This is a genomic window from Sphingomonas ginsenosidivorax (assembly GCF_007995065.1).
Classification (GTDB): domain Bacteria; phylum Pseudomonadota; class Alphaproteobacteria; order Sphingomonadales; family Sphingomonadaceae; genus Sphingomonas; species Sphingomonas ginsenosidivorax.
In genome coordinates, this window is record NZ_VOQR01000001.1 from 1,101,932 (window position 1) to 1,124,742 (window position 22,811).

At 66.9% G+C, this 22,811-nt stretch carries 22 protein-coding genes; 13 read left to right on the forward strand and 9 right to left on the reverse strand.

The window, feature by feature from the left end:
- Positions 1-95: 95 nt before the first annotated feature.
- The 6 genes from fabD (at position 96) to mltG (ending at position 5,264) form a co-directional block, all read left to right on the forward strand.
- Positions 96-1,055, forward strand: a complete 960-nt coding sequence (gene fabD / locus FSB78_RS04910) for an ACP S-malonyltransferase (protein WP_147080464.1) — start codon at positions 96-98, stop codon at positions 1,053-1,055.
- 40 nt (positions 1,056-1,095) lie between these two features.
- The gene (locus FSB78_RS04915; RefSeq protein ID WP_147080466.1) at positions 1,096-1,515 is read left to right on the forward strand and encodes a GxxExxY protein; all 420 of its coding nucleotides are present in this window, start codon (positions 1,096-1,098) and stop codon (positions 1,513-1,515) included.
- Between the two features lie 13 nt (positions 1,516-1,528).
- A complete protein-coding gene (fabG, locus tag FSB78_RS04920; RefSeq protein WP_147080468.1) occupies positions 1,529-2,266 on the forward strand; it encodes a 3-oxoacyl-[acyl-carrier-protein] reductase in 738 nt (245 codons plus the stop codon).
- Between the two features lie 169 nt (positions 2,267-2,435).
- The gene (locus tag FSB78_RS04925) at positions 2,436-2,672 is read left to right on the forward strand and encodes an acyl carrier protein (RefSeq protein WP_031393971.1); all 237 of its coding nucleotides are present in this window, start codon (positions 2,436-2,438) and stop codon (positions 2,670-2,672) included.
- Positions 2,673-2,798: 126 nt separating this feature from the next.
- Complete coding sequence (gene fabF / locus FSB78_RS04930) at positions 2,799-4,058, forward strand: beta-ketoacyl-ACP synthase II (protein WP_147080470.1); 1,260 nt, start codon at positions 2,799-2,801, stop codon at positions 4,056-4,058.
- A 237-nt stretch (positions 4,059-4,295) separates the two neighbouring features.
- Positions 4,296-5,264: an endolytic transglycosylase MltG gene (gene mltG / locus FSB78_RS04935; protein WP_147080471.1), complete on the forward strand. Its 969-nt coding sequence runs from the start codon at positions 4,296-4,298 to the stop codon at positions 5,262-5,264.
- Positions 5,265-5,360: 96 nt separating this feature from the next.
- Here mltG and eda read toward each other — a convergent pair whose 3' ends face one another.
- From eda to FSB78_RS04975, 8 genes are all read right to left on the reverse strand, one after another.
- Positions 5,361-5,969, reverse strand: coding sequence for a bifunctional 4-hydroxy-2-oxoglutarate aldolase/2-dehydro-3-deoxy-phosphogluconate aldolase (gene eda, locus FSB78_RS04940; RefSeq protein WP_147080473.1), 609 nt, complete (start codon positions 5,967-5,969; stop codon positions 5,361-5,363).
- Positions 5,966-6,934 carry a glucokinase gene (glk, locus tag FSB78_RS04945; RefSeq protein ID WP_147080475.1) on the reverse strand — a complete coding sequence of 323 codons (969 nt, stop codon included), beginning with the start codon at positions 6,932-6,934 and terminating at the stop codon, positions 5,966-5,968. Before glk ends, eda begins: the two co-directional genes overlap by 4 nt.
- Before the next feature lie 119 nt (positions 6,935-7,053).
- The gene (gene edd / locus FSB78_RS04950) at positions 7,054-8,865 is read right to left on the reverse strand and encodes a phosphogluconate dehydratase (protein WP_147080476.1); all 1,812 of its coding nucleotides are present in this window, start codon (positions 8,863-8,865) and stop codon (positions 7,054-7,056) included.
- A 176-nt stretch (positions 8,866-9,041) separates the two neighbouring features.
- A complete protein-coding gene (gene pgl, locus FSB78_RS04955; RefSeq protein WP_147080478.1) occupies positions 9,042-9,746 on the reverse strand; it encodes a 6-phosphogluconolactonase in 705 nt (234 codons plus the stop codon).
- A 147-nt stretch (positions 9,747-9,893) separates the two neighbouring features.
- The gene (gene zwf, locus FSB78_RS04960) at positions 9,894-11,363 is read right to left on the reverse strand and encodes a glucose-6-phosphate dehydrogenase (protein WP_147080479.1); all 1,470 of its coding nucleotides are present in this window, start codon (positions 11,361-11,363) and stop codon (positions 9,894-9,896) included.
- Positions 11,364-11,366: 3 nt separating this feature from the next.
- The gene (gene argC, locus FSB78_RS04965) at positions 11,367-12,290 is read right to left on the reverse strand and encodes an N-acetyl-gamma-glutamyl-phosphate reductase (protein ID WP_147080481.1); all 924 of its coding nucleotides are present in this window, start codon (positions 12,288-12,290) and stop codon (positions 11,367-11,369) included.
- Positions 12,287-12,553, reverse strand: a complete 267-nt coding sequence (locus tag FSB78_RS04970) for an SH3 domain-containing protein (RefSeq protein ID WP_199743118.1) — start codon at positions 12,551-12,553, stop codon at positions 12,287-12,289. Before FSB78_RS04970 ends, argC begins: the two co-directional genes overlap by 4 nt.
- Before the next feature lie 52 nt (positions 12,554-12,605).
- Positions 12,606-12,950, reverse strand: a complete 345-nt coding sequence (locus FSB78_RS04975; RefSeq protein ID WP_147080483.1) for a MarR family transcriptional regulator — start codon at positions 12,948-12,950, stop codon at positions 12,606-12,608.
- Positions 12,951-13,175: 225 nt separating this feature from the next.
- Here FSB78_RS04975 and secG point away from each other — a divergent pair, with 225 nt between their 5' ends.
- Positions 13,176-13,580 (forward strand): preprotein translocase subunit SecG, encoded by a 405-nt coding sequence (secG, locus tag FSB78_RS04980; protein WP_147080484.1) that lies wholly within the window; start codon positions 13,176-13,178, stop codon positions 13,578-13,580.
- 83 nt (positions 13,581-13,663) lie between these two features.
- Complete coding sequence (locus FSB78_RS04985; protein ID WP_147080486.1) at positions 13,664-15,298, forward strand: CTP synthase; 1,635 nt, start codon at positions 13,664-13,666, stop codon at positions 15,296-15,298.
- Between the two features lie 480 nt (positions 15,299-15,778).
- Here the strand turns inward: FSB78_RS04985 and FSB78_RS04990 are convergent, their stop codons facing one another.
- The gene (locus FSB78_RS04990) at positions 15,779-16,246 is read right to left on the reverse strand and encodes an Hsp20 family protein (RefSeq protein ID WP_147080488.1); all 468 of its coding nucleotides are present in this window, start codon (positions 16,244-16,246) and stop codon (positions 15,779-15,781) included.
- A 219-nt stretch (positions 16,247-16,465) separates the two neighbouring features.
- On the opposite strand from FSB78_RS04990, the gene FSB78_RS04995 reads away from it, so the two are divergent.
- The 5 genes from FSB78_RS04995 (at position 16,466) to FSB78_RS05020 (ending at position 22,735) form a co-directional block, all read left to right on the forward strand.
- Positions 16,466-18,886 (forward strand): TonB-dependent receptor, encoded by a 2,421-nt coding sequence (locus FSB78_RS04995; protein WP_147080490.1) that lies wholly within the window; start codon positions 16,466-16,468, stop codon positions 18,884-18,886.
- 555 nt (positions 18,887-19,441) lie between these two features.
- Entirely contained in the window at positions 19,442-20,692 is a 1,251-nt protein-coding gene (locus FSB78_RS05000) for a lipoprotein-releasing ABC transporter permease subunit (protein WP_147080492.1), read from the forward strand.
- The gene (locus tag FSB78_RS05005) at positions 20,685-21,404 is read left to right on the forward strand and encodes an ABC transporter ATP-binding protein (protein ID WP_422396673.1); all 720 of its coding nucleotides are present in this window, start codon (positions 20,685-20,687) and stop codon (positions 21,402-21,404) included. Before FSB78_RS05000 ends, FSB78_RS05005 begins: the two co-directional genes overlap by 8 nt.
- 173 nt (positions 21,405-21,577) lie before the next feature.
- On the forward strand, positions 21,578-22,063 hold the full coding sequence (locus FSB78_RS05010; RefSeq protein ID WP_147080494.1) for a cupin domain-containing protein: 486 nt from the start codon (positions 21,578-21,580) through the stop codon (positions 22,061-22,063).
- Between the two features lie 198 nt (positions 22,064-22,261).
- On the forward strand, positions 22,262-22,735 hold the full coding sequence (locus tag FSB78_RS05020; RefSeq protein WP_147080498.1) for a glutathione peroxidase: 474 nt from the start codon (positions 22,262-22,264) through the stop codon (positions 22,733-22,735).
- The last annotated feature ends 76 nt before the right edge of the window (positions 22,736-22,811 follow it).

The following is a 22,811-nucleotide window of genomic DNA, read 5'->3' on the forward strand; positions in this document are numbered from 1 at the left end:
TCAAATGGTCGCGGATTGTCGCAACCCGTGGCGGTTCGTTCAGGTTGCATGTCGGGTCCCATGTTTCTAGGGCGCCGGGCCAAAGGAGAGGCAAGATGCGTGCTTTCATTTTCCCGGGTCAGGGAAGCCAGTCGGTCGGCATGGGCAAGGCGCTGTCCGACGCGAGCGCGGTCGCGCGCGAGGTGTTCGCCGAGGTCGACGAGGCGCTGGGGCAGAATCTGTACCGGCTGATGAGCGAAGGGCCGGCGGACGACCTGCTGCTGACCGAGAATGCGCAGCCGGCGATCATGGCGAACGCGATCGCGACGCTGCGCGTGCTCGAGAAGGAGGGCGGCGTCCGGCTCGCCGACAAGGCGGACTATGTCGCGGGGCACAGCCTGGGCGAATATAGCGCATTGTGCGCGGCGGGGGCTTTGGATCTCGCGACGACGGCGCGGCTGCTGCGGTTGCGTGGACGCGCGATGCAGGCGGCGGTGCCGGTGGGCGAGGGCGCGATGGCGGCGTTGCTCGGCACCGATCTCGAAAAGGCGCAGGTCATCGCGGGCGCCGCGGTCGATGCGATCCTGGCCGAGGGCGGGGCGGAGCTGGTGTGCACCGTCGCGAACGACAACGATCCGGGGCAGGTGGTGATCTCGGGGCACCGCGCGGCGATCGAGCGTGCGATCGCGCTGGCGAGGGACCTGGGCGCGAAGCGTGCGGTGCTGCTGCCGGTGTCGGCGCCGTTCCACTGCCCGCTGATGCAGCCTGCCGCCGAGGCGATGGAGGCGGCTTTGCTGGACGCCGACCTGCGCGCGCCTCTGGTACCGGTGTTCGCGAACGTGGACGCGGTGGCGGTGGCGGATCCGGGCGTGATCCGGACGTCGCTGGTGCGGCAGGTGACGGGGATGGTGCGGTGGCGCGAATCGGTGCTGGCGATGCAGGGCGCGGGGGTCGAGCGGTTCGTGGAATTCGGCGGCAAGGTCCTGGCGCCGATGGTCAAGCGGACGGCGGCCGACGTCGAGACGGTGAGCGTGGTGACGATGGACGACATCGAGGCTTTGGTTAAAGTGATGTAGAGCGTGGATTTCGCGCAGAGGCGCAGAGGACGCAGAGGCCATGAAGGATATCGATGCGATCAGTGGCGACGTGCTTGACGTCGCTTTGCGGTTGCATCGAGACTTGGGGCCGGGGTTGCTCGAAAGCGTCTATGAAGCGGTGCTTGCCGGGCGACTGGAGACCATGGGCTATGTCGTTGCGCGGCAGCGTCCGATCGACATCTCGTTCGAGGGGCTTCGGTTCGATGCAGCATTCCGTATCGACCTATTGGTTGACGAACGGCTGATCGTTGAAATCAAGTCGGTGGAGCGTTTGCTCCCGGTCCACGCGAAGCAACTACTGACATATCTGCGCCTGACAAAGCAGCCCGTCGGGCTGCTTATAAATTTTGGCGGCGATACGTTGAAGGAAGGCGTGCGACGGCTCGTCAATAACTACAAACCCTCCGCGTCCTTCGCGCCTCTGCGCGAACAAATTTAAAACTGGAGATAGAATGTTCGACCTTACAGGCATGACCGCGCTGGTGACCGGCGCTTCGGGGGGGATCGGGTCCGAGATCGCCAAGGCCTTGGCGGCGCAGGGCGCGCGGTTGGCGGTGTCCGGGTCCAATGCGGACAAGCTGGAGCAGTTTCGCGCGTCGCTCGGCGGCGATCATGTCGCGTTGCCGTGCGACCTGTCGGACGGCGCGGCGGTGGATGCGCTGGTGCCGCAGGCGGTCGAGGCGCTCGGGCGGCTCGATATCCTGGTCAACAATGCCGGCGTCACGCGCGACAACCTCGCGATGCGGATGAAGGACGAGGAATGGGATACCGTCATCCGCGTCAACCTGGAGGCGGCGTTCCGGCTCATCCGCGCGGCGGCCAAGCCGATGATGAAGGCGCGGTTCGGGCGCGTCGTGTCGATCACCTCGGTGGTCGGGCAGACCGGCAATCCGGGCCAGGCCAACTACGCCGCGTCGAAGGCCGGACTGGTCGGCATGTCGAAGGCGCTGGCGCAGGAGCTCGCCAGCCGCAATATCACCGTCAACTGCGTCGCGCCGGGGTTCATCGCTTCGGCGATGACGGATACGCTGCCCGAGGCGCAGAAGGCGGCACTGACGGCGCGGATTCCGGCGGGCAAGCTCGGCGAGGGGGCTGACGTGGCCGCCGCGGTCGTCTACCTTGCCAGTCGCGAGGCAAGCTATGTCACTGGCCAGACCATCCATGTGAATGGCGGCATGGCGATGGTGTGATACCGCGGTGTGATACCGCAGTGTGATACCGCGTTCCCGTCCGGTTCGGCGTCGATTCGGCGTCGGGCGGGGCGGGGGACCGGATGAACTGACGCTTGCCACGAAACGGACCCCGTTCTACGGGCGTTCAGGAACAACGAATAACCCCCAGAGCATAGAGGGAACGAACATGAGCGAGACCGCAGACCGCGTGAAGAAGATCGTCGTCGAGCATCTCGGCGTCGAAGCCGACAAGGTGACCGAAGATGCGAGCTTCATCGACGACCTGGGTGCCGACAGCCTCGACATCGTCGAGCTCGTCATGGCGTTCGAGGAAGAGTTCGGCGTCGAGATCCCCGACGACGCGGCCGAGAAGATCGCGACCGTCAAGGACGCCATCACCTACATCGACGAGCACAAGGCGTAAGCCGGGGCTTGGGTCCCGGGGCGGGGGCCTGACCCTCGCCCCGACCGGTCGGATTTGAGCGGCTCCCCGTCCTTGGGCTAAGAGGGCGGGGAGCCGTTTCGTTTTGAGCATCACGGAGTTAAAGTCATGCGGCGTGTCGTCGTCACCGGACTAGGCATGGTCACCCCTCTCGGCGCGGACGTCGAGACGGTGTGGGCCAACATCCTCGCGGGCAAATCGGGCGCGGGGACGATCACGCGCTTCGATGCGAGCGACTATGTCTGCCGCATCGCCTGCGAAGTGAAGCCCAAGGACCATGAATACGGGTTCGATCCCGGCAAGCGCGTCGACCACAAGGTCCAGCGGCAGGTCGATCCGTTCATCATCTACGGCATCGACGCAGCGGGCCAGGCGCTCGAGGATGCGGGCCTGACCGAGATGACGGTCGAGCAGAGCTGGCGCGCGGGCGTGTCGATCGGCTCGGGCATCGGCGGGCTGCCGGGGATTGAGAGCGAATCGATCGTGCTCCACGAAAAGGGGCCGCGTCGCGTGTCCCCGCACTTCGTCCACGGGCGGCTGATCAACCTGATCTCGGGCCAGGTCTCGATCAAATACGGCCTGCGCGGGCCGAACCATGCGGTCGTCACCGCGTGTTCGACCGGTGCGCATGCGATCGGCGACGCCGCGCGGATGATCGCGATGGACGATGCCGACGTGATGCTCGCGGGCGGCGCGGAGGGCACGGTGTGTCCGCTCGGCATCGCGGGCTTCGCGCAGGCGCGCGCGCTGTCGACCAGCTTCAACGACACCCCCGAAAAGGCGTCGCGCCCGTACGACAAGGACCGCGACGGCTTCGTGATGGGCGAGGGCGCGGGCGTGCTGGTGCTCGAGGAATATGAGCATGCCAAGGCGCGCGGCGCGAAGATCTATGCCGAGGTCATCGGCTATGGCCTGTCGGGCGATGCGTATCACGTGACCGCGCCGCATCCGGATGGGGACGGCGCGTTCCGCTCGATGCAGATGGCGGTGAAGAAGTCGGGCCTGAAGCTCGAGGACATTGATTACATCAACGCGCACGGCACCTCGACCCCGCTCGGCGACGAGCTGGAGCTGGGCGCGGTGCGGCGGCTGTTCGGCGATGCGATCTCCGGGCTGTCGATGTCGTCGACCAAGTCGGCGATCGGACATCTGCTCGGCGGCGCAGGGGCGGTCGAGAGCATCTTCTGCATCCTGGCGCTGCGCGACCAGATCGTGCCGCCGACGCTCAACCTCGACAATCCGAGCGACAGCTGCGTCGGCGTCGACCTGGTGCCGCACGTCGCGAAGAAGCGCGAGGTTCGCGCGGTGCTGAACAACTCGTTCGGGTTCGGCGGGACCAACGCGTCGCTGATCATGACGCGGGTATAGTAGGGTACAGGGCGCACAAACTTCCTTCGTCATGCCGGACTTGTTCCGGCATCCACGGTGCCGCAAAGCCTCAGCTATAGAGTTTGCGGATCGGTGGACCCCGGACCAAGTCCGGGGTGACGGGGTTGGGGTGTAAACTACTGCGTCACCCCGGGCTTGTCCCGGGGTCCAGAGCCAAGCAGCGTAGCGCTCGTGACCCTGGATGCCGGGACGAGCCCGGCATGACGGAGACGTGAGATGCGCAAGGTCGGTTGTTTCGGACTCGTATTCGGCCTCGCGGCGATCGTGGCGCTGTTCCTCATCGTCCAGGGCTGGGGCGGTGCCGGGCCCGCCCAGCGGACGCTGACGGTGCAGGTGCCGGAAGGCGCCAGCCTCGCCGCGGCGGCGGTCGAGCTGGAAAAGGCCGGCGCGATCCGGTCGGCCTCGCGGTTCCGGCTGTACGCCCGCGTGTTCGGGTCGGGCGATCCGATCAAGGTCGGCGAATACCGCATCCCGCCGCATCTGAGCCAGGCCGATATCCTCAAGCTTCTTCAGGGCGGCAAGACGCTGCAGCGGCTCGTCGTGGTGCCCGAGGGCTATCCGTCCGTGATGGTCCACGACGCGCTGATGAAGGCGGACGGGCTGACGGGCCAGGTGGCGGTGCCGGCCGAGGGATCGGTGCTCCCCGACAGCTATGCGTTCCAGCGCGGCGATACGCGTGCGTCGGTAGTGGCGCGGATGCAGGGTGCGATGCGCAAATATCTCGCCGCCGCCTGGGCGAAGCGCAAGCCCGGAATCGCGGTGACGACTCCCGAACAGGCGATCATTCTTGCGGCAATCGTCGAGAAGGAGACGGGCAAGCCGTCCGAGCGGCGTACCGTGGCCGCGGTCTATGGCAACCGGTTGAAGCTCCACATGCCGCTGCAGGCGGACCCGACGGTGATCTATCCGATCACCAAGGGGCGGCCGCTTGGGCGGCGGATCCTGCGGTCGGAGCTGCAGGCGAAGAACGGGTACAATACCTATGCGGAGGCCGGGCTGCCGGTCGGGCCGATCGCCAACCCCGGGCGGGCGAGCATCGATGCGGTGCTGGATCCGGCGCCGACGCAAGCGCTCTATTTCGTGGCGGATGGCACCGGCGGGCATGTGTTCGCGGATACGCTGGAGCAGCATAACGCGAATGTGCGGAAATGGTATGCGATCCGGCGGAGCCGGGGGGAGATGTAGCTCTCTCCGTCATGCTGAACTTGGTTCGGCATCCACCGCGCCCCGGGCGATTGCGTGCGGGGCGCGGTGGACCCTGAAACGAGTTCAGGGTGACGGCTACCCCCGCAGTGCGTTCGCCGCGCGGGCCTTCAATTCCACTTCGGCCATCGTACCGCCGGTCACCCAGCTGCCGCCGACGCAGAGGACCGGCTTGAACGCCAGCCATTCGGGGGCATTGGCTTCGGTGATGCCGCCGGTGGGGCAGAAACTGCACTGGTAGAACGGTGCCGCGAGCGCCTTCAGCGCCTTCAGGCCGCCGCTCGCTTCGGCAGGGAAGAACTTGAAGTGCGTGAGGCCGAGGTCGAGGCCGCGCATGATGTCGCCGGCATTGGCGATCCCGGGCAGGAACGGCACGCGGCTGTCGATGATCGGCTTGGCGAGCGTCTCGGTGAGGCCCGGCGAGACGATGAACTCGGCGCCGGCGTCCATGACCTGCGCGAACTGCTGCGTCGAGACGACGGTGCCGGCGCCGACGATCGCGCCCTCGACCTTCTTCATCTCGGCGATGGCCTCGAGCGCGGCGCCGGTGCGCAGCGTGACTTCGAGGACGCGAAGGCCGCCGCGCACGAGCGCCTCGGCGAGCGGACGGGCGAGGGCCGCATCCTCGATGACCAGAACCGGGATGACGGCGCTGGTCTGCATGATGTCGGTGATGGTGGTGGTCATCGGGTATGCTCCTGGGCGAAGGCGGCCGCGGCGCCGAACAGGCCGGGCTGGGGATGAGTGATGAGCTTGACGGGCATCGCGGCCATCATCGTCTGGAACCGGCCCTTGGCGACGAAGCGCTGGTCGAAGCCGGAGCGGATGAGACGATCCTTGATGCGGAAGCCGAGGCCGCCGGCGATGACGACCGCCTTCGCGCCCTGCGCCAGCGCGAGGTCGCCCGCGACCGCGCCGAGCGCGAGGCAGAAGCGGTCGAGGGCTGCGAGCGCGATCGAATCGGTGCCTTCGAGCGCTTCGCTCCAGATCGTCTTGTCGTCATGGCTGGGAACAGCGCGCCCCTCGAGCGCGGCGAGCGTCTCGTAGATCGCGACGATGCCGGGGCCGGCGACGACGCGCTCGGCGGACACGCGCGTGAAGGTCTTGCGCAGGCGCTTGAGCAGCGCGTCCTCGATGCCGTCGAGCGGGGCGAAGTCGATGTGGCCGCCCTCGGTCTCGAGGACCTCGTAGCCTGCCTTGTGACGCAGCAGCTGCGCGACGCCGAGCCCGGTGCCGGGACCGCAGATCGTCGTGATCCCCGCGGCGGGCAGCGGAATGTCGGGGCCGCAGAGATGGATGAAGTCGCTGTCGGGGACCTGTGCGACGGCGTGGCCGACCGCGCCGAAATCGTTGACCACGACCCATTGGTCGGCCTTCAGTCGTTCGGTGATCAACGACTTGCGGATGATCCACGGATTGTTGGTCAAACGGATGACGTCGTTGGCGACCGGCGAGGCGACCGCGATCGCCAGCGCGCGGGGCAGCGGGCGGCCGAGCCCGGCTTCGAACGCCTGGTAGGCGGTCTGGAGGCTGGCATGATCGGCGGTCTTGAGCGTGACAGGCTCGCCGAGCGCGACGACGCGGCCATTCTCGACTTCGGCGATGGCGAAGCGGGCGTGGGTGCCGCCGATATCCGCCGCTACGATCTGCATGCGTCTCTCCTAGATAGTTTTGCCGTCATGCTGAACTCGTTTCAGCATCCACCGTGCGGCAACGAAAGGCTATGCTTGGCGCACGGTGGACCCTGAAACGAGTTCAGGGTGACGGTCGGTTACAGGCCCGCCCCGGCCAGCATCGCCGACGCGCCCTTTTCGGCTTCGTCGGCGCCGGAGCGGAACATGCCGAACAGCTCGCGGCCCATGCCCGACGCAGGCGCCGGGGCGGGGGCGGGGATTCGAGCGGCCCATTCGGCGGCGCCGACCAAGGCCTCCAGCGTACCGGTCTCGGCGTCGACGCGGATCATGTCGCCGTCGCGGATGCGCCCGATCGCGCCGTCGAGCAGCGCCTCGGGGCTGCAGTGGATCGCGCAGGGCACCTTGCCGCTGGCGCCCGACATGCGGCCGTCGGTGACGAGCGCGACGCGGAAGCCGCGGTTCTGGAGGACGCCCAGCGGCGGGGTCAGCTTGTGCAATTCGGGCATGCCGTTGGCGCGCGGGCCCTGGAAGCGGACGACGACGACGACGTCGCGGTCGAGCTCGCCGCGCTTGAACGCCTCGATGACGTCGAGCTGGTCCTCGAACACGGCGGCGGGAGCCTCGATCACCCAGCGATCGCGCTCGACCGCGCTGACCTTGATGCAGGCGCGGCCGATATTGCCGGCGAGGATGCGCATGCCGCCATCGGGCGAGAAGGGCGCGGCTGCGGGGCGCAGGATCGTCTCGTCGCCGCTGTCGCCGACCGGCGACCAGCCGAGCGTGTCGTTCTCGATCGACGGCGCGTGCGCGTAGGCGGACAGGTCGCCGCCTGCGACCGTCGGGATGTCGGCGTGGAGCAGACCGGCGCCGATCAGCTCGCGGATGACATAGGGCATGCCGCCCGCCGCCTCGAACGCGTTCACGTCGGCCGAGCCGTTGGGATAGACGCGCGCGATGGTCGGTACCGCGCGGCTGAGGCGGTCGAAATCCTCCCAGTCGATGACGATGCCGGCCGCGCGCGCGATTGCCGGCACGTGGAGCAGGTGGTTGGTCGAGCCGCCGGTCGCCAGCAGGCCGACGGCGGCGTTGACGATCGCCTTCTCGTCGACGCAAGCCCCAAGCGGGCGATAATCGTCGCCGCGCGCGCCGATCTGCGCGAGCCGGTGGACCGCGGCGCGGGTCAGTTCCTGGCGCAGCTTGGTGCCCGGATTGACGAAGGCGGCACCGGGCATGTGCAGGCCCATCACCTCCATCATCATCTGGTTGGTGTTGGCGGTGCCGTAGAAGGTACAGGTGCCCTTCGAATGATAGGCGCCGATCTCCGCGTCGAGCAGCTCTTCGCGGCCGACCAGGCCTTCGGCGAATTTCTCGCGGACCGCGGCCTTGGCCTTGTTGGGCAGGCCGGTCGGCATCGGGCCGCCGGGGATGAGGATCATCGGGAGATGGCCGAAGCGCAGCGCGCCCATCAACAGCCCGGGGACGATCTTGTCGCAGATGCCGAGCAGGGCGGCGCCTTCGAACGTGCCGTGGGAGAGCGCGATCGCGGTCGAGAGCGCGATGGTGTCGCGGCTGAACAGCGACAGCTCCATGCCGGGATAGCCCTGCGTCACGCCGTCGCACATCGCGGGGACGCCGCCGGCGACCTGTGCGGTGGCGCCGGCCTCGCGCGCCCAGACCTTCATCAGCTCGGGGTAGCGGTAATAGACCGCGTGTGCGCTGAGCATGTCGTTATAGGCGGTGACGATGCCGATGTTCATGCCGGCATCGGCCTTCATCGCGTCGCGGTCTTCCTCGGTCCCCGCATAGGCGTGCGCGAGGTTGGCGCAGCCGAGGTTCGGACGGCGGATTGCCACGTCGCGCTCGCGGTCGATCAGCGCGAGATAGGCGGCGCGGCTGGGCCGCGAGCGTTCGATGATGCGATCGGTGACCGCGGATATTTCTGGGTTCATCTACCTACCTCAGCCGAACGATCCCACCCCGGCGAAGGCCGGGGCCCAAGTGGGAAGGGCAATGTAACAGGACGCAACGTTCGTCACCACCGCCCCCCGATTGGGCTCCCGATTGGGCCCCCGATCGGGCCCCGGCCTTCGCCGGGGTGGTGGGTTAGGTGTCGATCAGCGCTGCCTCACGCCGCCCAGTGGATATCGATCGGCAGTTCGACATCGGCGAGCACGCGGCCGATCGGGTATTCCGACAGCGGGCCCTGCTTGATCGCCTTCTCGATGATGTCGCGCTTGGCCTGGCCGGTGACCGCGATCATGACCGCGCGGGCCGTGACGATGGCTTCGCGGCTCAAGGTCACGCGCGCGACCGGGGCCTCGGGCGGCAACGGGTCGGGCATGACGCCCAGCGCGCGGCGCTCCTTGGGGCCGGCGACGGCTTCCTCGTAATCGGGGCCGGGGAAGATCGAGGCGGTGTGGCCATCGGTGCCGACGCCCAGCAGGCAGAAGTCGAGCGGCCAGTGCAGGTCCTGCATCAGCGCGTCGGCAGAGCGGCCCGCGGCTTTGTAGTCCTTGGTCGCCTCGGGGACGATCGGCTTCACGCGCGCGCCCTTGGGGAGGAAGATCTTCGCCAGCGCGGTGACGTTCGACAGCGGGTCGCCGAGCGGCACGATACGCTCGTCGCCGGGGATGATCGTGACCTTCTTCCAGTCCAGCTTCGCCTCGGCGAGCAGCTTGTAGGCGGGGAGCGGTGTGTTGCCGCCCGCCAGCGCGATCACTGCCGAGCCGCGCGCGTCGATCGCGCTCTCGATGATGAACTGGATGTCGCCAGCGACCGCCGCGGCCATCTCGTCCGCGTCGTCGTAATCCCACCATTCGATCTCGGTCATGTCGTCATTCCTTGAAATCTTGAATCTGTACCTTGCCCATCCGCCGTTCGTCCTGAGCGAAGTCGAAGGACAATGCCACAAGCGGTCGGTCCTTCGACTTCGCTCAGGACGAACGGGGAGAGGTATCCCCCTCGCGGGGGGCGAAACTCAGTCGTCCTGCCAGGTCACCCCGTCGCGCTCGGTCAGGCCGATCGCGGCAGACGGGCCCCAGCTGCCCGACGGATAGCTTTTGGGCCTGGTGCCGTTCGCGGTCCAGCCGGCGCGGATCGCGTCGATCCAAGTCCATTGCGCCTCGACCTCGTCGCGGCGCACGAACAGCGCCTGGTCGCCCTCGATCAGGTCGAGCAGCAGGCGTTCGTACGCGATGCGGCGACGGCTGCCGGCGAATTCGGCGTCGAGCGACAGGTTCAACGGCACTTCGCGCAGGCGGACGCCCTCGCGATCGAGCCCGGGCTCCTTCGCCATCACGAGCAGCTGGACATATTCCTCGGGCTGCAGGCGGATCACCAGCGTGTTGGGCTGGAGCTGGCCGCCGCGGCCCGCGAACATCGAGTGCGGGACCGGCTTGAACTGGATCGCGATCTCGCTGCGGCGCGTGGTCATGCGCTTGCCGGTGCGCAGGTAGAAGGGCACCCCCTGCCAGCGCCAATTGTCGACATGCGCCTTGATCGCGACGAAGGTCTCGGTGTTCGACGGCTGGCCGAGCTCGTCGAGATAGCCCTTCACGATCGCACCCTTGACCGCGCCGTCGCCATATTGGCCGGTGACCGTATCCTGGTTCACGGTTTCCGGGGTGATCATCCGCAACGAGCGGAACACCTTCGCCTTTTCGTCGCGGATGTCGGTGCCGTCGTAGCGCGCGGGCGGCTCCATCGCGATGAGCGCGAGCAGCTGCAGCATGTGGTTCGCGACCATGTCGCGCAGTGCGCCGGCGCCGTCATAATAGCCGGCACGATCCTCCAGCCCGACCATCTCGGAGATGGTGATCTGGACGTTGTCGATCCCTTGCGCGTTCCACACGGGTTCGAAGAAGCTGTTGCCGAAGCGCAGCGCGAGGATGTTCTGGACGGTTTCCTTGCCGAGATAATGGTCGATGCGGAAGGTGCGGTCCTCGGGGAAGGCTTTCGCCACCGCGTCGTTAATCTCGCGGCTGGTGGGAAGGTCGTAGCCGAGCGGCTTTTCGAGCCCGACGCGCACGGTGTTGCCGGCGAGACCGACCTTGTGCAGCCCCTCGATCGCCGATTCGAACAGCGACGGCGCGGTCGACAGATAGATGGCGAGGCCGCCGGCGATGTCGCCGATCTTGTCGGCGAGCGGCTGGAAGCTCGCCGGGTCAGACAGGTCGGTCGGCTGGTAGAACAGCCGTTCGAGGAAGGTGCCTAGCGCCTTCTCGTCCTTGCGGTCCTCGGGCAGGAACGAATGCAGCGCCTTCTTGGCGAACGCGCGATAGTCCTTGTCGTCATAGTCGTGCCGCGCGGCGCCGGTGATCGTCAGTTCCGGCGGCAGCAGCCCATCGGCATGGAGGCCGTAGAGCGACGGCAGCAGCATCCGCTGCGCGAGGTCGCCGGTGGCGCCGAACAGGAGCAGCTTGGCGACGGGGTTCCGGGTCAAGGGCATTTCCTAGAGGATCAGGCCGGCATGCGGGTCGAGCCCGGCCATGATGTTGAGGTTCTGGACGGCGGCGCCGCCTGCGCCCTTGCCAAGATTGTCGAGCGTCGCGACCAGCCGGGCGTGGCCCGCGGCGGCGTTGCCGCAGACGCGCAGCGTCAGGCGGTCGGTGCCGGCATTCTCGACGATGTCGATCGCGCCGACATCGCCCGAGGCGACGGTCACCAGCGGCGACCCCTCGAACGCGGCGCGCAGCGCGTCGTCGAGCGCGGCGAGCGTCGGCTTGCCGGGCAGGGCGTGCAGATGCAGCGGCACCTCGACGACCATGCCGCGATAGGTGTTTGCGACCGCGGGCGCGAAGATCGGCGCATGGGCGAGGCCGGCGTGCGTCGTCATCTCGGCGACGTGCTTGTGCGCGAGCTGCAGGCCGTAGGGGCGGAACGCCGAGGCGCCGCCGGACTCGAACTCGGCGATCATCGCCTTGCCGCCGCCCGAATAGCCCGAGGTCGCGTTGACGCTGATCGGATTGTCGGCGGGGATCAGTCCGGCGCGAACCAGCGGCGCGACGAGCGCGAGGAAGCCGGTGGGGTAGCAGCCGGGGTTGGTGACGCGTGCGGCTGTCGCGATCGCGTCCTGGCAACCGGGTGCGAGTTCGGCGAAACCGTACGCCCAGCCTGGCGCGACGCGGTGCGCGCTGGACGCGTCGATCACCCTGGTGCGCGGATTGTCGATCAGCGCGACGGCTTCGCGCGCGGCATCGTCGGGAAGGCAGAGGATGACGAAATCGGCGTCGTTCAGCGCCTCGCGTCGCGCGTCGGCGTCCTTGCGGCGCGCCTCGTCGAGCAGGACGACGGCGATGTCGGTCCGGCCGGCGAGCCGGTCGCGGATCTCGAGACCGGTGGTGCCGACTGCACCGTCGATGAAGACGCTGTTCATGCCGCGGTGCCGGGCAAATCGAGCAGCGTGCGGTCGACATAGCCGACCAGACCCGGCCCGACCGCCATGCCCCAGGCCGAGACGCCGGCGAGTTCCAGGACCTCGAACACGTCGCCCGACTCCAGGGTCGCGACGATTTCGCTGTCCTCGTCGCGTTCGAGGCGCAGTGGTATCGAGGCCGATACGATTGTCGGCATCGGCACCGCGTAATGCGGCGCAAATACCTGTTCGGCCAGGCGAATATCGGCGATATCGCGCCGCACGGCATGGCGGCGCGGATCGAGCGCGACCGACCGGCCGGTCAGCGCGAAGCTGCTACGCGGAGGCGGTGGAGACTGCGGATGCCCCGCCTGGGGCGCGGGCGGCGCCGTCGTTCTCACCGATGAATTGCCCGAATTCTTCAAGAAAATCTGCCCCTTCGGTCGTGCGCGCGACGAAGATGTTGCGCTTGTCGCTATCGTCGCGTTGCCGGCGCAGATAGCCGAGCGCACCCAACCTATTCAAGGCGCGTGTGACCACGGGTTTCGACACGTTGAGCGCCCGTGCCAGCCCGCGCACGGTATGCGGGCCCGGTTTGAGGTATACGAGCAACAGGAGGGCCATCTGCCGGTTGGTCAGATCGGGCTCGCCCGAGCGGACATAATCCACCAGCGCGCTCATCCATTGCGATAGGGTTTGGGCTGCCATTGATGCCACAGCGTTGATCCGCCAATCCTCTTTTGCCTGAGTACAGGCTTCATTACGGGGTGTTAACGCCCGCCTGTCCGGCTTGTTTCCTCGCAATGACGATCCTGTTTCAGATTGACGCAGGATGCGCGCGGTTGATCGCCGCGGCCGCCTCGCCTATGTGCCGCCCATCGTAAAAGTTCCGGGGTTTCCTGCGCAATGTTCGCCTTCCTGCTCGTCGTCCACGCGATCATCGCGGCCGCCCTCGTCACGGTCATCCTCATGCAGCGGTCGGAAGGCGGCGGACTGGGCATGGGCGGCAGCCCGTCGGGGCTGATGTCGGCACGCGGTGCGGCCGATTTCCTGACGCGCGCCACCGGCGTGCTGGCGACCGCGTTCGTGCTGTTCTCGATCGCGCTCGCGGTGTTCGCGGCGACCAAGCGGTCGGGGACGACGATCGATACCTCGCTGGCGCGCACGCCGGCGGCGGCGGCTCCGGCCACGACCGGCGTTCCGACCGCGGCACCTAATGGCGATGCCGCACCGTTCGCGGGCGGCGGCGAGAAGCCGGTCGCCCCGGGCACGGCGCCGGCGGACAACACCACCGTCCCGCTCGCCAACTAGGCCTCAACTCACCGCTATTTCGCGCGTCCGCGTTTCGCGGACGCTTGTCGTTCGTCCTCAAAACACGCTAGGCAATTGTTCCCATGGCGCGGTTCATCTTCATCACCGGCGGCGTGGTCTCCTCGCTCGGCAAGGGTCTCATGGCAGCGAGCCTCGCGGCTCTCCTGCAGGCACGCGGTTACAGCGTGCGCATCCGCAAGTTCGATCCCTATCTGAACGTCGATCCGGGCACGATGTCGCCCTATCAGCACGGCGAGGTCTATGTGACCGACGACGGCGCGGAGACCGATCTCGATCTCGGGCATTACGAGCGCTTTACCGGCGTTCCCTCGCGCCAGTCGGACAACGTCACGAGCGGGCGCATCTATCAGCAGATCATCGCGCGCGAGCGTCGCGGCGACTATCTGGGCGCGACCGTCCAGGTCATCCCGCACGTCACAGACGCGATCAAGGCGTTCGCCCGCGCCGAGACCGACGATGTCGATTTCGTGCTATGCGAGATCGGCGGCACCGTCGGCGACATCGAATCGCTGCCCTTCATCGAGGCGATCCGCCAGCTGAAGAATGAGGAAGGCCGCGGCAACGCGATCAGCATCCACGTGACCCTGGTGCCCTACATCGCCGCGGCGGGCGAGCTGAAGACCAAGCCGACGCAGCATTCGGTGCGCGAGCTTGCCGCGCTGGGCGTGCAGCCCGACGTGCTGGTCTGCCGCTGCGAACATCCTCTGCCGCCGGCGGACCGCGCGAAGATCGCATTGTTCTGCAACGTGCCGGCGAGCGCGGTCATCCCGGCGCTGGATGCCAAGAGCATCTATGCGGTGCCGATGCAGTATCATGCGGAGGGCCTCGATTCGGAGGTCCTCAAGGCGTTCGGGATCGAGCCCAAGGGCGCGCCCGACCTGTCGCGCTGGATCGAGATCATGGACCGGCTGACCAACCCGCAGGGCGAGGTCACGATCGGCGTGGTCGGCAAATATGTCGGTCTGCAGGACGCGTACAAGTCGCTGAACGAGGCGCTGGTGCATGGCGGGATCGCCAACCGGGTCAAGGTGAACGTCCGCTGGATCGATGCCGAGCTGTTCGAGAACGACGACAGCGACATCGCCGGGTCGCTCGAGCCGTGCGACGCGATCCTGGTACCGGGCGCGTTCGGCGAACGCGGGGCGGAGGGCAAGATCGCCTCGGTCAAGTTCGCGCGCGAGCGGAAGATCCCGTATTTCGGGATCTGCTTCGGGATGCAGATGGCGTGCGTCGAGGGCGCGCGCGACACCGCCGGCATCGCGGATGCGTCGTCGACCGAGTTCGGTGCGACCGACGAGCCGGTTGTCGGCATGATCACCGAGTGGATGGGCCGCGCGGGGCTCGAGACGCGGGCGGCCGAGGGCGACCTGGGCGGCACGATGCGACTGGGCGCGTATGACGCGAAGCTCGACGGCAACAGCGTGGTCGCGTCGATCTATGGCGGGACCGAGATTTCGGAGCGGCATCGCCATCGCTACGAGGTGAACACGCATTACCAGGCGGCGCTGGAGCAGGGCGGGTTGGTGTTCTCGGGGATGTCGCCGGACGGCACCTTGCCTGAGATCGTCGAGCGGCCGGATCATCCGTGGTTCGTCGGCGTGCAGTTCCATCCGGAGCTGAAGTCGAAGCCGTTCGATCCGCATCCTTTGTTTGCGAGTTTTATCGAGGCGGCGGTTAAGCAGAGCCGATTGGTCTGAAGGCAGGTTGGTTCACGCTAAGCCGCGAAGACGCTAAGGGCTTGCGTGTGCCGAGCGCGTAGCGCTCCTTTTGCAACGATGGGGCGGGCGCGGCGCCGTTCCGAGCGTGACACCTTTGCGACTTAGCGGCTTTGCGTGAATCACCCTTCTTCGGTTCACGTCGAAGAAGGGGTTTCACGCGGAGGCGCGGAGACGCGGAGGGAGTTTGAGGCCTGCTCGGCTCTTCCGCTCGACGCTGTCGCTTTCGTCGTTTGAGAAGGTCGCTGGCGCGACGGGGGCAAATCTCCGCGTCTCCGCGCCTCCGCGTGAAACCCTGCTGTTTCTTCGGCTTCGATAGAGCCTTGCGGTCAGCCAGTCTGGATCCCCGCCTCCGCGGGGATGACGGAATTGGGGGGATGGCGAAAGCTGAAGGCGACGACGCAAAAGGGCGCCCGGGCCTTTTGGTCCGGACGCCCTTTTTTCAGGTTGGGCAGGCTGCGGTTACGCGGCCTGGTCGACTGCCGGGTCGGCTTCGACGGCAGCCAAGGGGGCGCCGGTCTTGATCGCGACGGTCTTGGGCTTCATCGCCTCGGGGACTTCGCGGACCAGGTCGATCACGAGCAGGCCGTCGTTGAGGCGCGCATCCTGCACCAGCACGAAGTCGGCGAGCTCGAACCGGCGTTCGAACGCGCGGTTGGCGATGCCGACATGGAGCAGCTGGCCCTCGGACGGCGCATCGTCCTTCTTGCCCGAAACGAGCAGCAAATTCTGCTGCGCGGTGATCGCGATGTCGTCACGACCGAAGCCGGCGACCGCGAGCGTGATGCGGTAGCGATCCTCGGCGATCCGCTCGAGGTTGAAGGGGGGGTAGTTGTCGGAGGTCGCGGCGCGCGCGTTGCTCTCCAGCATGTCGAACAGCCGGTCGAAACCAACGGTCGAACGGCGATAGGGGGTGAGGTCGAGTCGCATATCAAATCCTCTAATATGAGCGAGTTGTACGAGGTCGGCGCCCCATCAGGCGGCACCGCCGCACGGCCCCGAAGGCACCGCGCAGTCCAGAATTTGGGAGGGCCCAAACCCGGTTCAAGAGGGCCGCAGGGCGACAAGCGAAAGTTTTTCGCGGCCAAGCATCGCCTCGTTTGAATCCCGACCGATACGGGGGACATTGATCGCGAAAAGGGGATTTCGATGTCGATCACGCTCGCGCTGCTACTCGCCGCCCAGGTCACCGCTCAGGCCGATGCCACGCCGCCCGACCAGGCAACACCCGTCGACAGCCAGGCCGAGGCAGGACGCCTCGGCACCGCGCAGCAGGGCGGGGGGGACATCGTCGTCACCGCGCGGCGGCGCGTCGAGACGGTACAGACCGTGCCGATCGCGATCTCGGTGATCGGCGGGCAGGCGCTGGCCGAGACCGGCGCGTACAACGTCAACCGGCTGACGCAGCTGCAGCCGACGCTGCAATTCTATTCGACCAACCCGCGCAATTCGGCGGCGAACATCCGCGGGCTGGGCGCGCCGTTCGGCCTCACCAACGACGGGATCGAGCAGGGCGTCGGCATCTATGTAGACCAGGTCTATTACAGCCGGATCGCATCGGCGACGTTCGATTTCACCGATACCGAGCGGATCGAGGTGCTGCGCGGACCGCAGGGGACGCTGTACGGCAAGAACACCACCGCGGGCGCGATCAACGTCTATACACGGGCGCCGAGCTTCACGCCCGAGGCGCGGATCGAGCTGACGACGGGTAACCTGGAGTTCGTCCAGGCCAAGGCGTCCGTGTCGGGGCCGCTGGTCAGCGACAAGCTCGCGCTGCGCCTGTCGGCATCGGTCACGCGGCGCGACGGGACGATCCACAACGTCGTCACCGGGCGGAACCTGAATGCGCAGGACAATCAGAGCCTGCGCGGGCAGCTGCTGTGGAAGCCGACCGAGACGCTCGACCTGACGCTTTCGGGCGATTTCAACAACCAGAACCCCGATTGCTGCGTGCAATATTATGCGCGGGTCGGCGCGACGCAGCGGCCGACCAATCGGCAATATGCCGCGCTGGCAGCGGCGCAGGGCTACCGGGTGCCGTCGACCGACCCGTTCGACCGGGTGACCGACGTCGACACGCCGTTGCAGGCCAAGCAGCGGCTGGGCGGGGCGTCGCTGGTCGGCAATCTCGATCTGGGCGCGGCGACGATCACCTCGGTCAGCGCGTGGCGGTTCTGGGACTGGGACCCGTCGAACGACCGCGACTTCATCGGGCTGCCGGTGACGACGGTGTCGGCGAACCCGTCGCAGCAGGAACAATATAGCCAGGAATTGCGCATCGCGTCGAACGGCAAGCGCAGGTTCGACTATGTGCTCGGCGCCTTCTATTTCCACCAGACGATCGATACGCAGGGACTCCAGGTCCAGGGGCGGTCGGCGAGCGCGTTCCTGCTCAACCCGACCAGCGCGGGCGGGCGCAACCCGGCGACGCTCGACGGGCTGACCAGCCGCAACACGATCGGGTTCAAGAACACCAGTGCGGCGCTGTTCGGCAAGCTGACCTGGCACGTTACCGACCGGCTGCAGATCGCGCCGGGTCTGCGGCTGAACTACGACAAGAAGGACGGCGATTACGTGTCGGTGGTGACCAACGGCACCGGCACACCGCTGACCGCGGACCAGCGCGGCGTGCTGGCGCCGCAAAGCTATCAGCCGAAGTTCGACAACTGGAACCTGTCGGGCGACGTGACCGCGGCCTATGAGGTGGCCGACGACATCCATGCCTATGCGACCTATGCGCGCAGCTACAAATCGGGCGGCATCAACCTGTCGGGCCTGCCGCTCGACGCCGCGAACACGCCGATCCTGTCGTCGGCGACGGTGAAGCCCGAAAAGGTCAATCACTACGAGCTGGGGTTGAAGACCCAGTTCCTCGACCGCCGCGTCACGCTCAACCTCGCCGGCTTCTGGACCGAGATCAGCGACTATCAGGCGACAGTGACCAACGGGCAGCTAGGCGTGCTGCGCGGTTACCTTGCCAATGCCGGCAAGGTGCGGACGCGGGGGATCGAGTTCGACTCGGCGTTCCGCCCGACGTCGCGGTTCAGCGTCTATGCGAACGGCGCCTATACCGACGCGAAATATGTGCGGTTCGTCGATGCGCCGTGCCCGCCCGAGCTATCGGGGGGCACCACCGCGGCAGCGGGGCAGGCGGCGAGCGCACCGGGGACGCCCGGGGGCATCAGCCCGCAGAACTGCGACATCTCGGGGCAGCGCCTGCCGGGAATCTCCAAATGGGCGTTCTCGTACGGTGCGCAGTACAGCCTGCCCGCCTCGGTGGGCGACCTGCAGGGCAGCGTCTATCTCGGCTATGACGGCAGCTATCGCTCGACCTTCTCATCGAACCCCTCAGCGTCGGCCTATACCAACATCAACGGCTATGCGCTGAGCAACTTCCGCCTGGGGTTCAAGGCGGACGACGGGCTGAACGTGTTCGGCTGGCTGCGGAACGCGTTCGACAAGAAATATTTCGAACTGCTGGCGTTGCAGTCGGGAAGCACGGGGCTGGTGGTCGGCCAGCCCGGCGACCCGCGGACCTACGGCATCACCGTGTCGAAGTCGTTCTGACCGTCGGTGGCGCATCTCCGTCCGTGTCGGGCGTCGTCGAAGCACATGGCCCGAATATGGCCGCTTCGACTCGCCCGGTACGCATGGATCCGGAGATGTGGTACCGACCCGATGACGTCAGGTAACCTAGCGTTCATGTTCGAGGGTATAATGTTACAAGTGTCGGCAGGGAGTCGAAGTCGGAAGCTCCCGCTCCCCGCCGGCGCTTTGTAAGAAACGACCATGCATTGTTGTGCAGCGCACAAGCAAACGCCCGGACCGTTTCCGATCCGGGCGCCTGCGTGACGATCGCTCGTCAGCCCCCATTTTTTCGCTCTCGCCCTTCGTCTTGCGACGGGGCGTAAGAGCTCCCCGAACCACGGCCGTTGCCTGTGTCTCAGCAAGAGTTTTGCTAGTTAGTGGCACCGCGTTTGTCACGGCGTTTGAGCTGCACATGACACGATTGCCATGTCGCTGTGACGATTCCGCAACAGCAACCCAGGTTGCCTGATCACGGCCCGCGTCCTAGAGCCGTGGTGCCTTCCGCATCAGCCCACCCTCCCAGATAGACCCTTCATGATCCTGTCACGCTACGAACGGATGATCGCCCGCCGCTATCTGCTGCCGGGCAAGGGCGAGGCGTTCATCTTCCTCGTCGCCTCGATCAGCCTGGTCGCGGTGATGCTCGGCGTCGCTGCGCTAGTGATCGTGATGAGCGTGATGAACGGGTTTCGCGCCGAGCTGTTCGACAAGATCGTCGGACTGAACGGCCATGCGGTCGTCCAGGGCGTCGGCGGCCGGCTGCCCGACTGGCGCGAGATCGTCCAGCAGGCCAAGGCGACGCCGGGCGTGACGAATGCGGTGCCGTTGATCGAGCAGCCGCTGTTCGCGAGCTACAACGGCCGGTCCGAGTTCATCCTGCTGCGCGGGATGCGCGTACCCGACATCCGCAGCACCGCGAAGAACGGCATGAAGATCGTGATGGGGTCGATGGACAGCATCACGACGGGCAGCGGCCGCGTCGCGATCGGATCGGGTCTCGCCGATTCGCTCGGCGCGTCGGTGGGGTCGGAGATTTCGGTGATCAGCCCGCAGGGGCAGGCGACGCCGTTCGGCACCGTGCCGCGGATCGTCACCTATACGGTCGGCGCGATCTTCGAGATCGGGGTGTATGATTACGACAAGGCCTATGTCCTCATGCCGATCGAGGATGCGCAGACGTTCCTGCTGCTCGGCGATTCGGTCGGGATGGTCGAGCTGGAGACGGTCGATGCCGACCGGGTCGGGCCGATCCTCGCGCCGCTCGCCGACAAGGTCGCGGGGCGCGCGGTGATCGCCGACTGGCGGACGATGAATGCGCAGTTGTTCGAGGCGTTGGCGGTGGAGCGGGTGGCGATGTTCACCGTGCTGTCGATCATCATCCTGGTCGCGGTGTTCAACATCCTGTCGTCGCTGATCATGCTGGTGCGTGCGAAGACGCGCGACATCGCGATCCTGCGGACGATGGGCGCCAACCGCGGCGGTCTGATGCGGATCTTCATGGTGGTGGGCACGACGATCGGCGCGCTCGGCACGGTTGCGGGCCTGGGTCTCGGCTTCGTGTTCCTGTTCTATCGCCAGGCGGTGGTGAATTTCGTGCAGTTCGTGACGGGGCAGAATCTCTGGGATCCCTCGATCCGCTATCTCACCGAGCTGCCGTCGAAGCCCGATCCGGTCGAGATCGTCGTGATCGCGCTGATGGCGCTCGTCTTCAGCTTCCTCGCCACGCTGTATCCGGCGTGGAAGGCGGCGAGTACCGATCCCGTGCAGGTGTTGCGCTATGAATGACGGCCGGAAAATCGCCTTCGGCGGCGCGGTGCCGCCGACCATCGAGGCCGTGCTGCAGACGACCGGCCTGACGCGCTCGTTCACGCAGGGCGGCGAGACGATCGCGGTGCTGCGCGGCATCGACCTGGCGATCGCGCCGGGCGAGATCGTCGCGCTGCTCGGGCCGTCGGGGTCGGGCAAGTCGACGCTGTTGCAGGCGGTGGGGTTGCTCGAGGGCGGGTTCGAGGGATCGATCCGGATCGCCGGCGTCGAGGCGGCCAAGCTCGACGCCCATGACCGCACGATCGTGCGGCGCGACCAGCTAGGGTTCGTCTACCAGTTCCACCACCTGCTGCCCGATTTCAACGCGACCGAGAATGTCGTGCTGCCGCAGCTCGTCCACGGCGCCACGCGTGCGAAAGCGGACGCACGCGCGACCGAGCTGCTGACGCAACTGGGGCTGGGGCACCGGCTGACGCACCGGCCGAGCCAGTTGTCGGGCGGCGAGCAGCAGCGCGTCGCGGTCGCGCGCGCGCTGGCGAACGAGCCGGCGCTGGTGCTCGCCGACGAACCGACGGGCAATCTCGACGAACATACCGCGGACATCGTCTTCGCCGAGTTCGTCCGGTTGGTCCGCGAACAGGGGACGGCGGCGCTGGTCGCCACGCACAACGAGCGGCTCGCGGCGCGGATGGACCGGGTGCTGCGGCTCCACGAGGGCGTGCTGCAATAGCATCTCCGTAGCATCTCCGTTGCGGACGGGGTTTGGCTTGCCGGCTGCCATCTCGGGTACGACCCTGCGGGCGTCCGGACGGTATCCGGGCCGCTCGCTCATCTGCGAATTTCCCAGGACAGGGCGGCAGTCGCGTTCGCGTACGTCGTTTAACCGCAAAGGGAGCCCAGGAGATGGCCAAGTTCGATCCGAACCAGATTAGTTTTGCGCAAGGGGCGGTCCGCGTCGAAGGCGTGGTTGCCAGGCATCGCCTGCCGGTCGCGACACGCGTGCTTACATCGAAGGACGACGCCGTCGTGAAATCGTTGCACGACTTGACCGTCCGCAACGTCCCGAAGGGCTTTACGAAGGTCCAGTTGCCGTTCGTGTTCCAGCAGTCGCAATTCTTCATCAGCGAGGCCGAGCCCGGCGCGCATGTCGCAGAGCACGCGCATGACGGCGGCGACGCGATCCGGTTCATTCTGGACGGCGCGATCACGCATAACGGCGTCGAACTGGTCGCCGGCGACTGGATGTTCATCCCCAAAGGCGTTTCCTATACCATCGATATCGGGAAGGCCGGGGCGAGGATGGGATATTGTTACCAATGCTGCTGCGCCGGCATCGAAGACGTGCGGGACTGGGTCGTGAATCCGGCATCGTTCGGGCATCGCGGATGACTTGACGATCGCCGGCCGCAGGCGTGGCCGGCGATCGTTTCCTATGCTGGCAGCTTTCCGCGATCCGGACCGGGACGGATCTTCTCCGGATCTGCCGGATCTGATAGCAGCGCTATTGCGCCTGGCCGGTCCGCGCATCATCATTGCATGCGGCTTACCGGCCATCGCCGGTGCCGTGGCCCGGCACGAGGAGCGCGCATGATCACCGACTTCACCGTGAAGGCTGCCGACGGGTCCGATGCATCGCTCGACGCGTATCGCGGCAGGGTGCTGCTGATCGTCAACACGGCGTCGAAATGCGGGTTCACGCCGCAATATGCGGGGCTGGAGGCGCTGCACCGCGACTATGCCGAGCGCGGGTTCGAGGTGCTGGGTTTCCCGTGCAACCAGTTCGGCGCGCAGGAGCCGGGCGACGCGGCGGAGATCGCGACCTTCTGTTCGACGACCTATGACGTGACGTTCCCGGTATTCGCGAAGGTCGACGTCAACGGGAAGGATGCCGCCCCGCTGTTCGAGGCGCTCAAGACCGAGGCACCGGGGGTGCTCGGATCCAAGGGGATCAAGTGGAACTTCACCAAGTTCCTGGTGGATCGCGAGGGGCGGGTGGTCGATCGCTATGCGCCGACGACCAAGCCCGAGGATCTGCGCGGGGATATCGAGGGGTTGCTGTAACCTCCGTCATCCCGGGCTCGTCCCGGGATCCAGGGTTACGGGCGATGGCGTTTGGGGCCCTGGACCCCGGGACAAG